12 protein-coding genes are annotated in these 12,439 nt (G+C 47.9%); 6 read left to right on the top strand and 6 right to left on the bottom strand.

Going from position 1 to position 12,439, the window contains the following annotated elements; translation table 11 throughout:
• Window positions 1-99: 99 nt before the first annotated feature.
• Both B2739_RS14065 and B2739_RS14070 read left to right on the top strand, forming a co-directional pair.
• Window positions 100-555, top strand: coding sequence for a CBS domain-containing protein (locus tag B2739_RS14065; RefSeq protein ID WP_331346483.1), 456 nt, complete (start codon window positions 100-102; stop codon window positions 553-555).
• Window positions 556-767: 212 nt separating this feature from the next.
• Window positions 768-1,715 (top strand): acetyl-CoA carboxylase carboxyltransferase subunit alpha, encoded by a 948-nt coding sequence (locus B2739_RS14070; protein WP_331346484.1) that lies wholly within the window; start codon window positions 768-770, stop codon window positions 1,713-1,715.
• A gap of 103 nt (window positions 1,716-1,818) precedes the next feature.
• Here the strand turns inward: B2739_RS14070 and B2739_RS14075 are convergent, their stop codons facing one another.
• The 5 genes from B2739_RS14075 to yciH form a co-directional block, all read right to left on the bottom strand.
• On the bottom strand, window positions 1,819-4,308 hold the full coding sequence (locus tag B2739_RS14075) for a YgiQ family radical SAM protein (RefSeq protein WP_414633229.1): 2,490 nt from the start codon (window positions 4,306-4,308) through the stop codon (window positions 1,819-1,821).
• A 79-nt stretch (window positions 4,309-4,387) separates the two neighbouring features.
• Window positions 4,388-4,714 (bottom strand): rhodanese-like domain-containing protein, encoded by a 327-nt coding sequence (locus B2739_RS14080; protein ID WP_331346485.1) that lies wholly within the window; start codon window positions 4,712-4,714, stop codon window positions 4,388-4,390.
• A gap of 101 nt (window positions 4,715-4,815) precedes the next feature.
• On the bottom strand, window positions 4,816-5,352 hold the full coding sequence (locus B2739_RS14085) for an energy transducer TonB (protein WP_331346486.1): 537 nt from the start codon (window positions 5,350-5,352) through the stop codon (window positions 4,816-4,818).
• 79 nt (window positions 5,353-5,431) lie between these two features.
• On the bottom strand, window positions 5,432-5,653 hold the full coding sequence (locus B2739_RS14090; RefSeq protein WP_049629270.1) for a DUF3820 family protein: 222 nt from the start codon (window positions 5,651-5,653) through the stop codon (window positions 5,432-5,434).
• A gap of 2 nt (window positions 5,654-5,655) precedes the next feature.
• A complete protein-coding gene (gene yciH / locus B2739_RS14095; RefSeq protein WP_331346487.1) occupies window positions 5,656-5,985 on the bottom strand; it encodes a stress response translation initiation inhibitor YciH in 330 nt (109 codons plus the stop codon).
• 81 nt (window positions 5,986-6,066) lie between these two features.
• Between yciH and B2739_RS14100 the strand changes: the two genes are divergently transcribed.
• The 3 genes from B2739_RS14100 to B2739_RS14110 all read left to right on the top strand — a co-directional run bounded on the left by B2739_RS14100 (window position 6,067) and on the right by B2739_RS14110 (window position 10,242).
• Window positions 6,067-7,257 (top strand): serine hydrolase domain-containing protein, encoded by a 1,191-nt coding sequence (locus B2739_RS14100; RefSeq protein ID WP_331346488.1) that lies wholly within the window; start codon window positions 6,067-6,069, stop codon window positions 7,255-7,257.
• Between the two features lie 3 nt (window positions 7,258-7,260).
• Window positions 7,261-7,479, top strand: a complete 219-nt coding sequence (locus B2739_RS14105) for a SlyX family protein (RefSeq protein WP_331346489.1) — start codon at window positions 7,261-7,263, stop codon at window positions 7,477-7,479.
• Between the two features lie 195 nt (window positions 7,480-7,674).
• Window positions 7,675-10,242, top strand: coding sequence for a sensor domain-containing protein (locus tag B2739_RS14110; RefSeq protein WP_331346490.1), 2,568 nt, complete (start codon window positions 7,675-7,677; stop codon window positions 10,240-10,242).
• A 63-nt stretch (window positions 10,243-10,305) separates the two neighbouring features.
• Here the strand turns inward: B2739_RS14110 and B2739_RS14115 are convergent, their stop codons facing one another.
• Window positions 10,306-11,790, bottom strand: coding sequence for a M48 family metalloprotease (locus tag B2739_RS14115; RefSeq protein ID WP_331346491.1), 1,485 nt, complete (start codon window positions 11,788-11,790; stop codon window positions 10,306-10,308).
• Between the two features lie 234 nt (window positions 11,791-12,024).
• Here B2739_RS14115 and B2739_RS14120 point away from each other — a divergent pair, with 234 nt between their 5' ends.
• A complete protein-coding gene (locus tag B2739_RS14120; RefSeq protein WP_331346492.1) occupies window positions 12,025-12,294 on the top strand; it encodes a sulfurtransferase TusA family protein in 270 nt (89 codons plus the stop codon).
• Window positions 12,295-12,439: the final 145 nt, after the last annotated feature.

A 12,439-nucleotide genomic window follows, 5' to 3' on the forward strand; every position in this document is an offset into this window, starting at 1 on the left:
AATCTGGGGGACTGAAAGATCTTTTCTGTCTCTTGAGGCTATTTTCAGCATCTACACTGTCATAAACAGGTGTAAAAACTGAATGAGGAGTGCAGTAACATGTCATCTATTCTCGTTAAAGATTTTATGCAAGCCAATGTGCAGGCAATTAAGGCAAATGCGAGTGTCCGCGATGTGGTTGAGCATTTATGCAAATGGAATATTACTGGTGCGCCCGTAGTGGATGAATCACTGGGTGTAATCGGGTTTGTATCTGAACAGGATTGTATGAAGGAAATGCTGAATAGTACTTTTTATGCGGAGGAGTCCGCACCAGTGACGAGCATTATGCGGCGTGATGTCCTTTGCGTGAGTCCGGAAACCAGTATTCTGGAAATTGCTGAGACTATGTTAGGGAATAAGCCCAAAAATTATCCTGTGGTAGAGCAGGGTAAGTTGGTGGGGTTAATTAATCGTCGCCATATTCTGGAAGCATTGAAATTTCATAATGGTGCTTATTTCTCGCCTGCCAGGGAACGTCCCCAATTTTCATTGATACAGGATTCGTTGCAATAACCTCTGTGGATCCTGAGACCCCTTACCCAGAACCACATTGGTTCTGGTACCCTTCATTTTCACTGGAAAAGATCGACTAAATTGCCCTTTTCGCGTAAGGTAGCGACCCAATTGTGCTGCCTGTTAATATGGTTAGAAAAACGCCAAATCAGGTGATTGCACTTACCCCATAAGTCAAAATGGTAGTTTCCTACCCGGATCAAGAGCTCGCTATGAATCTGAATTATCTGGATTTTGAACAGCCCATCGCCGAACTTGAAGGCAAGATTGAAGAGTTGCAGCTGGTTGGCAACAGCTCCGATGTGAACATCGCTGATGAAGTCGCCAAACTGCGTGAAAAGAGCACCAAACTCACAGAAACCATCTATTCCAAACTGACCGCATGGGACATCGTAAAGGTAGCCCGTCATCCGTTGCGCCCTTACACCTCTGATTATATTTCCCGGGTATTTACCGATTTTGACGAGCTACATGGTGACCGTCACTTTGGTGATGACCGAGCGATTATCGGTGGAGTGGCGCGCTTGGATGGAAAGCCGGTAATGGTTATCGGTGAAGAGAAAGGGCGCAGTGTGCATGAGAAAGTAATGCGCAACTTTGGGATGCCGCGCCCTGAAGGTTATCGTAAGGCGCTGCGGTTGATGGAAATGGCTGAGCGTTTCAATCTTCCGGTTCTGACCCTGATTGATACTCCCGGTGCATATCCTGGGATCGATTCTGAAGAGCGTGGTATTTCTGAATCGATTGCCCAAAACCTCGCCGTTATGTCTCGTTTGCGTACACCGATTATTTGTACCGTTATTGGAGAAGGTTCTTCAGGTGGCGCGCTGGCAATTGGTGTAGGCGACCACTTGAATATGCTTCAGTACTCTACGTACTTTGTGATCTCGCCAGAAGGTTGCGCCAACATTATTTGGAAAACCGTTGCCAAGGCACCAGAAGCGGCTCAAGCAATGGGCGTTACCTCTAAGGTGCTTCAGGACCTGGGTATTGTGGATGAAACTATTCCTGAGCCACTCGGTGGTGCACATCGCAATGTGGATGAGATGGCGAAAAAACTGCAGGAGCGTCTGATTTCTCAAGTGGATCGTTTGAGCAAAGAACCTATTGATGCTCTGCTTGAGCACCGTTACCAGCGCTTGATGAGTTATGGCAACTAATACATAAATGGCATAACCAATAAGTTGCAAGCTAAGAACATAAAAAACCGCTGATGAAAAATCAGCGGTTTTTTTATGTTTACTATTTATGATGGATGCGATGCTAGCGTTTGGGCTTGCCAGATTTATGATGGGATTGCCCCGGCGCTTTTTTCACGCCACCAGATACTGCCGGTTTCTGACTTGATTTTGTTGCGGCGGTATTTTGCGCGTTGAATTTTTTCGCACTTTCAAATTTGTCACCAAATGCTTTGGCTGCGGGTTTTGCTACTGATTTAGGCGAATTAACGCCTACCGCTTTTACAGACGCATAAGATTTTCCAGTGCGAGCTTTGGTTTGTTGTGCGCGGGCATTTGGATTATGCCCAGTGCGTTTACCAAAACTTGCTTCACTTTTTTCATCGGGAATCAATGCCGATACGCTGCTGCCAATCAAATGCGGTTTGCGCATTTTACGCAAGGCTTCGCGAATGATTGGCCAGTTGGCAGGATCGTGATAACGCAACAGCGCTTTTTGCAAGCGACGCTGTTCTATGCCGCGAGGGATAGCAATTTTACTGCCCTTGTACGTTAATTTTTTCAGCGGATTGCGTTCGCTCACATACATAGCTGTCGCCAATGACATTGGCGATGGATAAAAAGTTTGCACTTGATCCACTTCAAAATTATTTTTCTTTAACCAGAGTGCAAGATTGAGCATGTCCTCATCGCGAGTACCCGGGTGTGCCGCGATAAAATACGGAATTAAAAACTGTTCTTTGCCTGCTTCTTTCGAGAACTTATCAAACATGCGTTTGAACTCGTAGTAGCTGCTCATTTTGGGTTTCATCATTTGCGCAAGCACATTATCTTCAGTGTGCTCTGGTGCAATTTTCAAATACCCCCCCACGTGGTGGGTGACCAATTCTTTAACGTACTCAGGATCCTGTACCGCTAAATCGTAACGCAATCCCGAGGCGATAGAGACTGTATGTACACCGCGAATTTTGCGTGCTTCACGATACAAATTTGTTGTGTGCTTGTGACTTGTCGTCAGATTTTTGCAAATAGTTGGATGCACACACGACAAGCGACGGCATTTGCTAAGCGTTGGCATATCTTTACAAGTAAGGCGATACATGTTTGCTGTAGGCCCGCCGAGATCAGAAATATGGCCAGTAAAACCAGGCACTTTATCGCGGATGTCTTCAATTTCCTTGAGGATTGATTCCTGCGAGCGGCTCTGGATGATGCGACCTTCGTGCTCGGTGATTGAGCAAAAGGTACAGCCGCCAAAACAACCGCGCATAATATTCACTGAGGTTTTAATCATCTCGTAGGCGGGGATTTTTTGTTTGCCGTAAATTGGATGCGGCACGCGCGCATAAGGCAAATCAAATACGCCATCCAGCTCATCGGTTTCGAGTGGAATCGGTGGCGGGTTAATCCAGACTTCGCGGTTCTCGTGTTTTTGAATCATCGGGCGCGCGTTAAATGGGTTTGCCTCTTGATGCAACACCCTCGATGCATGTGCATAGAGAACCGGGTCTTTGCGCACTTTATCGAAAGAGGGCAGGCGCACATACACTTTTTCGGCATCCATCATTTCACTGCGGTTTTGCAACGGCATGGGAATAATACGAATCGGTTGCGGCTCATTGGGGTCGAAAGCTTTTTCGCTCTCAATACCTTGTGCAGGGCAGCCTTGCGTCTTTAATTGTTCGGCAGCTTCCGGATTCAATGCCGCGATTTGTTCCGCCATTGTTTCCGGGTCGAGTTGGCGTAAACCAATTTGCGAATTATTGATATCAGTTTGCGCCGCATCCACAACAGATTTGGTGTTGTGTTGGTATTCATAAGGGTTGGGCAATTTATCGATATTGCCTGGCCAGTCGATGCGTGTGGAGTCAATTTCCGTCCAACCAACGGGTGGTTCTTTTTTGATAACAACGGTGCCACGAATACTATCCAGCTCTTTAATATTCTTGCCTGCGGCGAGCGAGTGGGCGACTTCGGCAATCGCGCGCTCGGCGTTGCCGTATAACAAAATATCCGCCGTCGCATCGATCAAGACCGAGCGGCGCACTTCGTTGCTCCAGTAATCGTATTGGGCGATACGGCGCAGGCTGGCCTCAATACCACCGAGCACAATTGGCACATCTTTGTAGGCTTCTTTGCAGCGCTGACTATAAACGGTGACGGCGCGGTCAGGACGTTTGCCGCCTTGGCCGCCCGGGGTATAGGCATCGTCCGAACGCAAGCGCAAATCAGAGGTGTAGCGGTTGATCAAGGAGTCCATATTGCCCGCGCTGACACCAAAAAACAGGTTGGGCTTCCCCAGTGCCTTGAATGGCTCGGCACTTTTCCAGTCCGGTTGGGCGATGATGCCTACCCGGAACCCTTGCGATTCCAAAAAGCGCCCGATCACCGCCATACCAAAACTGGGGTGATCAACATAGGCATCACCACAAACGATGATAATGTCGCAGGTGTCCCAGCCCAGCTTGTCCATTTCTTGTCTGCTCATTGGCAAAAATGGCGCGGGCTTATAGGTTTTCGCCTGGGAGTGAATATTGGGTTTGGTATAGGAAAACAGGTGTTTGGCGGTATTCATAGGGACTGCAATCGAGGGAATTAAACCAGCCGCTATTGTCCCAGAATCGCGGCTGGTGAGACAGCATTAATTTGGACGATTATTGGCTGGCTTGTTTTTGCAGAAGTGCTTCGTATCCGCCTTCATTGACTGCGTTTTTAAAACCTATGGCTTGCAGGGTTTGCAGGGCGATACCAGAACGGTTACCTGAGCGGCAATAAAGGCGGATGGTTGCATCTTTGTCTGTGGTGACTTCGTCGATACGCGCAGCGATTTCCTCATAAGGGATGTGTTTCGCCCCCTCAATGTGACCTGCATTAAATTCATCGGTAGTGCGGACGTCGATCCAAATGTCATTCGCGAAGGTGAGGTTGGACATAAGCAATAGTAAACCTGTGATGATGAGGTAGGGAAAGCGGCGCAGCATAGCAATCTCCTGTAGCGGTGTTCCACTTTTTATAGCGCGTTTAAAATCCATAAACAACAACGCCCGCACAAGCGGGCGTTGTATGTAAATGATCAGCAGGTTTAGGCGCTGGCGAGTAGACGGTCATACTTGCGGCTCAACATATCGTAGAACTGCTCGCGCACTTGGGTGATGGCGTTTTTCAACGCAGTGATCTGCTCCAGGGAAATATCCTTGCGGCCAACATAAACTTGTTTGCGGTATACAGCGATTTTAGCGCCGTACAAACGCAAGCTGCGCTCCAGATTTTTTTCGCCCAGCATTAACAGTCTGGCTTCTGCTTCCGCCAATTTTTTGAACTCGGCAACCAACTCGGTATTGACGCTTTCCAGCTCGATACGGCGAGCCTGCGGCCAACGGTCGCCGAACTGGATGGACTCTACTACCAGTGACGAATATTTGGCAAAGATATGGGTAACCGTGCCCACCTGGGTTGAGACTTCTTCCAGTATCTGCAAACGGCGATTGTCACGCAGGCTGTTGGATTGCTGCGGCGCACTGCGGCGCAGCACTACCCATGCGGTAACGGCGGCGATCAGTGCGCCCAAACCAATTTTTAAGGAAGTGTCGGTAATTTGTAGAAAAAGCTCGCTATCCATTTGGTTTGCCCTCTGTCAGAAAAACGGCGGTTTTGGTTCGATGACAGGGGTTTTGCAAGAAATAGGCCAGCGATTGGCGTTATCGTAACGGCTTTAACAGGGGCTCTAATCCATTCAAGCGGATTTCATACATTAGCCCCAATAATTGACCGAGCTTACCTTTAGGGAATCCTTCTCGCCCCATCCACATCAGGTAGTGTTCGGGAATATCGGCGATCACATGGCCGGCATATTTGCCGTAGGGCATTGGCGTTGTGACTAACTCTTTAAGCAGTTGGGGATCAAAGGGGAATTCGTCCACGTTCAACCACCTGCTAACTTCACTGTGAAGCCACGTTTTTCCAGTTCAGCTTTAATCTTGTCACGCTGATCGCCCTGGATTTCAATTACGCCATCTTTCACGGATCCGCCTACGCCACAAGTGACTTTCAAAGCTTTGGCAAGGTCTTTGAGTTTGGCTTCATCGAGTGGTACACCGGTGATGGTTGTTACGCCTTTACCGTTTCGGCCAGCAGTTTCGCGGCGGATACGTACTATGCCGTCGCCCTGCGGAATACTGGCTGCAGGCTTTTCTTCTTTAATGCGACCGGTATCGGTTGAGTAAACCAAACGGGAATTTTTGTTATTGCTCATCGTTAAATCCTCTCTCTACTGCTGCCAATTCTAACTGCTGGGGCTGTTAGAATGCGCGACATATTTTGGCGAGGTCAGCTTATGACAATTGAAATCAAAGGCAATTGGTTACCCATGTGGCAACCGGTGGTGGATGTGTTTATCGCAAACTTCGATCGTGGCGAAGAAGGCGCAGGCATAGCACTGGTACATCGTGGTGAGTTGGTCGTGAATATCTGGGCTGGTCAACGCAGTAACAAGCTGGCGGGTGTGGAGAGAGCGGATTGGAGCGAGGACACGCTCGTCAATATTTTCTCTGCAGGTAAGGGCTTGGTTGCACTCTGTGTTTTGCAGTTGGTTGCCAAAGGCAAGCTACAGTTGGATGAGCCTGTTGCAACCTTATGGCCTGAGTTTGCTCAAGCGGATAAACACGCTATTACTGTGCGCCAACTTCTGTGTCATCGCGCCGGGTTGTCGGCCTTCCATCAGCATATCGCCAATGACCAGATTTTTGATTGGGATGTGATTACACAAGTTGCTGCGGCAGAATCGCCTTGGTGGGAGCCGGGCACCGCGCAAGGCTATTCGCCATTTATGTTTGGCTGGATTCTGGGGGAGTTGGTTAAGCGCGCAAGTGGATATGAGAGTTTCAACGACTATTTCCAGGCTTGCATTGCCCGGCCATTAGGTGTGAATTGCTATTTTGGTGTGCCCAATCATCTTCTGGATGCCATTGCCGATACTGGGCCGCTCAAGCGCTCATTGGGAGCGGCAGCCAGTTCCACGGGGGCTGATAGCATCGCTTTGGGCAAACTGATGAAAGCTGACCCGCGCGGAGTAACCAATCGCGCGTTCTCCAACCCTATCAGTTTGATGACCGCGACTAATTCCCGCGAATGGCGACAGGCGCAAATTCCCGCCGCCGGTGCCCATGCAGATGCCCGTGCGTTGGCGACAATCTATGGGGAATTGGCCAGGGCAAAACAACAGCTACTTGATGAATCGTTTTTGCCGCTGTGTTGGGCTGAGCAAACTTTCAGTGATGACCGCACTCTGGGTTTACCGTTGCGCTTTAGCCATGGATTTATGTTGTCACAGCATGATCGTGCGGATTGTCGTTATGGCCGTGGTCAGCGAGCTTTTGGCCATCCCGGCGCTGGCGGTTGTATCGGATTTGCCGATCCTGATTTTGAATTGGGATTTGGTTATGTGACCCATCGCATGGGGCAGGGGCTTTTAATTGATGAACGTGCCGTTCATTTGATTGATGCGGCGTACAGTATTCTGGAGTAAATAATGTCCGATCTTGAAGAACAATTAATTGACGTACAAACCCGTATTGCTTATCAGGAAGATACGCTGACTCAATTAAATGAGGTGATCACCCGGCAAGATGCAGAGATTATCCAACTGAAGCAGCAGTTACGTTTGCTTGCCCTGCGTATTGATGAGATCCAGCGTAATCCTGCAGCTGCAGAAGACGACATCAGTAATGAGCGGCCGCCGCATTATTGACTCTTTTTTTTGGTTTTTATTGTTCGCCTTGCAAAAGCCATTTGCCTGACGCGGCTTGTGTTTGGAAATGGCGCACTATTTCACATTTGTCACAATCGATGTGACCTATTACCAACAGGAAGAGCACCGATAAAATTCTTGGCTACACTGTGATCTTGATAAGTCTTTTTTGGGCGCAGGGCAGTTTTATTGACTATGCAAGATTCCAGTGTTGCGGGAAATTCAATGGGATATTCGCCCGGCGACTTGGCTATTGACAAGGCGCTGGATGCATCGGGCATTGCTTCCTGGAATATGGATGTCATCAGTGACGAGTTATACCTTTGCCCTGAATTTGCAGCGTCGCTTTCCTCAGCTCTGGTCAGGATTGAACGGTTTCCTGATTTTTTGGCGCTTCTGTCCAAAGCAGATAGATATTTATTTCTTCAGGCATTTAATTCTGATCCACAAGATCAGGATACGGAGCGTTTGCGTTCCTGTGATGTCCGGTTAATAGGTATTGAGGGCGAACCGCGCGTACGTTTTATCGGGCGGTTGCAACTGGATAAAGATATTGGCGGGCGCCGTTTTTCAGGCTTGGTCGTCAGTGCAATCCATTGGTTGGCAAGTCCGGGCGATGAATATGCATTGCAATTATTATCCGGTTTATTTGCTGAAAGTCCCATCCCCAGTTTGATTACCGACAAGCACGGTATTCTTCTGCATATGAATCAGTCTATGGAGCGTCTGTTCCATTTGTCACACAGGCAAGCCGAGAGTGCAGCTGGTTTTTATTCTATTTTGCGTGACAAGCGTGTCTGCGCCGACGCTGAACTAAATGAAGCGATTAGGTCAGTGTATGAATCAGGGAAAATCCAAACCGTCGAAATGAATTATTCGCTGGGGAATATTCACCGTAGCCGTTTTATTTGCGATAAAAATTTATATTTCCGTGCAAATTTTTTACCTATCCGTGATTCCCAGGGAAACACCGAGCGCGTATTAATCCAGCTTCAGGATTTGTCGCGCGAGAAAAGCGCGCGCGATGCCCTGCAAGAAAGTGAAGCAAGTTATAAAGCGTTTATTACCAATAGCTCTGAAGCTATATGGTGCTACGACATGCAACCGCCCGTACCTGTTGTGTTGGAATTAGAGGAACAAGTCAAACGCATAGCTCGCAGTGCTCGCTTGGTAGAAGCAAATAAGGTTTTGCTGGGTATGCTGGGGGCGCAATCGCTGGATGATATTTTGGGTATGGGGTTGGTTGAGAGCGGTTCAACTAATTATGTGTTCGATATTCATTATTTTGTGAACAATCAATATGAAATGATCGATCACGATATAGTGCGACAGGATGAACGCGGGAAAAATTTTTATTTTCAAATCTGCTGTACGGGCATTGTAGAAGATGGTTTGCTCAAGCGTGTGTGGGGAACGACAAAAGACATCACCGCGCGCCGACGTTACGAAGAAAAGTTACGCTATCAATCCTTCCATGACTCACTCACGTCGTTGCCTAATCGTGAAAAATTATATTTCGATATGGAAACCTGCTTTGAGCAGCGCAGTAGTGATCAAATCAGTGCGCTGTTGTTGATTGATCTTGATCGCTTCAAAGAAATCAACGACACCCTTGGGCACAATGTAGGTGATCAATTGCTTCGTTTGATTGGCCCGCGTTTAGCACATGAAATGGCAGAGGTTCCAGGTACTGTGGCGCGTTTGGGTGGCGATGAATTTGCGGTGTTTTTGCCGCGTATTCGCAGCACTCACCAAGCCGTTGTATTTGGTCATCGCTTACTGGATGCACTTGCGCAAGAATTTGACCTTGATGGTTTCACCACGCAAATTTCTGCAAGTATTGGTATTGCAATATCGCCCCAGCAAGCTCAAGACCATCATGGCCTTATGCGCTATGCCGATATCGCTATGTATTACGCTAAAAGCCAAATGCTTGGCTTGTCAATTTATAGCCCGGAATATGATCCTCACTCTGCAAAGCGTCTCGCTATAGTGAGCGAATTGGGACGCGCGATCCGCGAAAATCAATTGTGTTTGTACTATCAACCCAAAGTGTGTCTGGATGAAAAACGTTGTTATGGATTTGAAGCATTAATTCGCTGGATACATCCAGAGTTAGGCTTTGTACCTCCGGGGGATTTTATTCCTATCGCCGAATTGACCAGCTTGATCCATCAACTGACAGCATGGGTATTGGAAAAAGCCATAGAGCAATGTCGCCGCTGGCAAGATCAGTGCATGACATTGAGTGTGGCCGTCAATTTATCCGCACGTAACTTAATGGATGACAATATTCCTAAATTGGTTGAGCGTTTGTTGACAAAATATAAGCTGCCAGCAGCGCGCTTGGAGCTGGAAATTACGGAAAGCTCTATCATGACAGACCCTACACGTGCTCTGCGAAATCTGGATGCTTTGCATGAGTTGGGAGTTCACTTATCGATCGATGATTTTGGTACGGGTTATTCATCGCTGGCTTATCTCAAACGCTTGCCCGTGCAAACATTAAAAATCGATAACTCGTTTGTGCGCAATATGTTGGAAGATTTGCAGGATGAGTTAATCGTTAACTCTACGATTAACCTTGCGCACAACCTTGGGCTAACTGTTGTGGCTGAAGGTGTGGAAAACGAAGCCTTATTGACTCGCTTGGGGGAAATGGGGTGCGATGAAGCGCAAGGATATTTTATAGGCCGCCCTATGGCGGCATTAAATGCCGATGAATGGATTGTTGAATCAGGTTGGATCAAGCAGCCATCTTGATAAATGAATAATCAACTGAAGACGAAAATAGCTACCGATCCATTATTGGATTGCGTGCCAGAATTAAAAACCACTGCTGCGCATTTGTTCTTCGACATACTTCAAGCGCTCTTCTAATAACGCTGTGCGGTAATGATTTCCCTGGGTTAATTTCAGCGCATTGCGCAATTGGATTTGGGCGCGGTCATAAACACCATTTAAAATAAAGTACTCAGCACGCGCTTCGTGCACGCCCAGAATATTCCCGGCCAGACCGTTTACCTCTGCCAGCAAATACCAAACGTAATCATCGTTGCTACGCTTGCGTGAATAGCGATCCAGAATCTCAGCGCATCGTTGGTAGATGCCTGCTTTCATCAGCGCTTCGGCGTGACGGATAATCAATGGATAGTTATCTGGATATTGTTTCAATTGTGTTTCGATAATATCCAAGCCTGCCTTGTAGCGTTCAGCAGCAATTTCAATATCGGCACGCATGATTTGATAGGTGATACGGGTTGGATCTTTTTCCAGTAGTGGCGCAAGAGCGTCGCGAGCCGCATCAAATTGGCTCGATTCCATCAATGCCAGTGCCCAGCCATAGCGGCTTGCATCAGGATAGGCGCTTTCTTTATCCAGCTCACTTTTAAACATGCGCGCGGCAATCTGCGGCGTTTCTTCGGCATCTAGCCGGACACGGCTGCGCATCAATTGAAACTCAAGATTATCTTCCACAGGTTTGCGTTCATATTGCATTGCACGGTTACGGGCATCTGCTACGCGGGTTTCGCTTACCGGGTGGGTCAGTAAGTATTCCGGTGGCCGACGATTGAGCCTGTTGGCGCGTACCATCTCTTCAAACATATCTGCCGCCGCATGAGGATCAAGACCGGCTTGCACCATGGTTTGCATACCAATACGGTCAGCTTCTTGTTCGTTTTGACGGCTAAATGCGAGAGATGCCTGCTGTGCTGCAGCCTGGGTTCCCATGATGGCTGCCATACCTGCATCGCTATCGCTATTAGCTGCCAGAACCAATCCTGCCAACATACCAGCCAGCATGGGCATCATCATTTTCTTTTGTTGTTCAAGGCGGCGCGCGTAGTGTCGTTGGCTCAAGTGCCCCATTTCATGGCTGATCACAGCGGCAAGCTGGTTCTCGGTTTTGGCGTACATCAATAAGCCTGTATGTACCCCGATCACGTTGCCGGGTACCGCAAAAGCATTAAGCGTGTTATTTTCGACGACAACCAGATCTACCCGCTTATCATCCAATTGGCTATAGGGCAGCAGGCGCCCGAACAGTTGCTCCAGATAGTTGATGATCAATGGATCTGATGATGTTGGGACCTGACTCCGGTAAGCCCTGAGCCAACGTTGCCCCAGAATTTTTTCCTGCACAGGTGAAATCATCACCGAGCTGGTATCCCCCAAATTGGGTAGTTCTATTTCTGCCTGACTTTTATACGGATTGACGGCCAACAAGACAATCAGTGATAGAGCCAAACTGGCGGCTGCCAGAAAGCGGGGATTAAAAAGGAAAAATCGACGGTAAAAAGGCTTGGGCACGGTACTCAATGACTCCTGCTGGAACCCGCATATGACCTGTGTATTAAGAGGTAGGGGGTAAAAAAATAGGGCATCACTCTAGCCTTTTTGACGCTTAAAGACTAGGTTAGCAACTTTTTATGACCATAAGCATTGGTCTCAGTTCTGTCTTCGTACGAATAAACCCTGTGCTATTAGCCAATATTTGGGTTTTTTCAGTGAAATCCATCCTTTATGGACGCGTCAGGAAAAATTTTGAGTCAAATAATCGATTGCTTCACTTACACCACGTCACGCGAGTTGGATGCCTGCGGCTTGCGCTGCCCGCTGCCTCTGCTTAAAGCGAAGCTGGCATTGCGCGATATGAACCCTGGCGAAGTGTTGCGCGTATTGACAACTGATGGTGGGTCGGTGCGTGATTTTCAGGCCTATGCCCAATTAAGCGGGCATGTATTAATGGCCTTCACTGAGAAAGACGGCATTTATTGTTATTTGCTCAAAAAACCGGCGGTAAACCCGGCGTAACGTTTAATCAATCTGCGTTGTGCAATCTGCGGTTTTAATAAGACGTGGATAGCTAAGTGAGTGTGTTATGGTGAAATTGGGTTGCAGATTACATCTGAATTTAAGTGCGTGCTGGTTAGCTTCAGTATTCTTGCTGTTCGTAAGT

Source organism: Cellvibrio sp. UBA7661 (assembly GCA_002483365.1).
In the GTDB taxonomy this organism is placed as follows: domain Bacteria; phylum Pseudomonadota; class Gammaproteobacteria; order Pseudomonadales; family Cellvibrionaceae; genus Cellvibrio.

Bases quoted from the DNA above. Each gene is read 5' to 3' on its own strand.
- B2739_RS14065 (WP_331346483.1), top strand. From the start codon at position 100: ATGTCATCTATTCTCGTTAAAGATTTTATGCAAGCCAATGTGCAGGCA.
- B2739_RS14070 (WP_331346484.1), top strand. From the start codon at position 768: ATGAATCTGAATTATCTGGATTTTGAACAGCCCATCGCCGAACTTGAA.
- B2739_RS14075 (WP_414633229.1), bottom strand. From the start codon at position 4,308: ATGAATACCGCCAAACACCTGTTTTCCTATACCAAACCCAATATTCAC.
- B2739_RS14080 (WP_331346485.1), bottom strand. From the start codon at position 4,714: ATGCTGCGCCGCTTTCCCTACCTCATCATCACAGGTTTACTATTGCTT.
- B2739_RS14085 (WP_331346486.1), bottom strand. From the start codon at position 5,352: ATGGATAGCGAGCTTTTTCTACAAATTACCGACACTTCCTTAAAAATT.
- yciH (WP_331346487.1), bottom strand. From the start codon at position 5,985: ATGAGCAATAACAAAAATTCCCGTTTGGTTTACTCAACCGATACCGGT.
- B2739_RS14100 (WP_331346488.1), top strand. From the start codon at position 6,067: ATGACAATTGAAATCAAAGGCAATTGGTTACCCATGTGGCAACCGGTG.
- B2739_RS14105 (WP_331346489.1), top strand. From the start codon at position 7,261: ATGTCCGATCTTGAAGAACAATTAATTGACGTACAAACCCGTATTGCT.
- B2739_RS14110 (WP_331346490.1), top strand. From the start codon at position 7,675: ATGCAAGATTCCAGTGTTGCGGGAAATTCAATGGGATATTCGCCCGGC.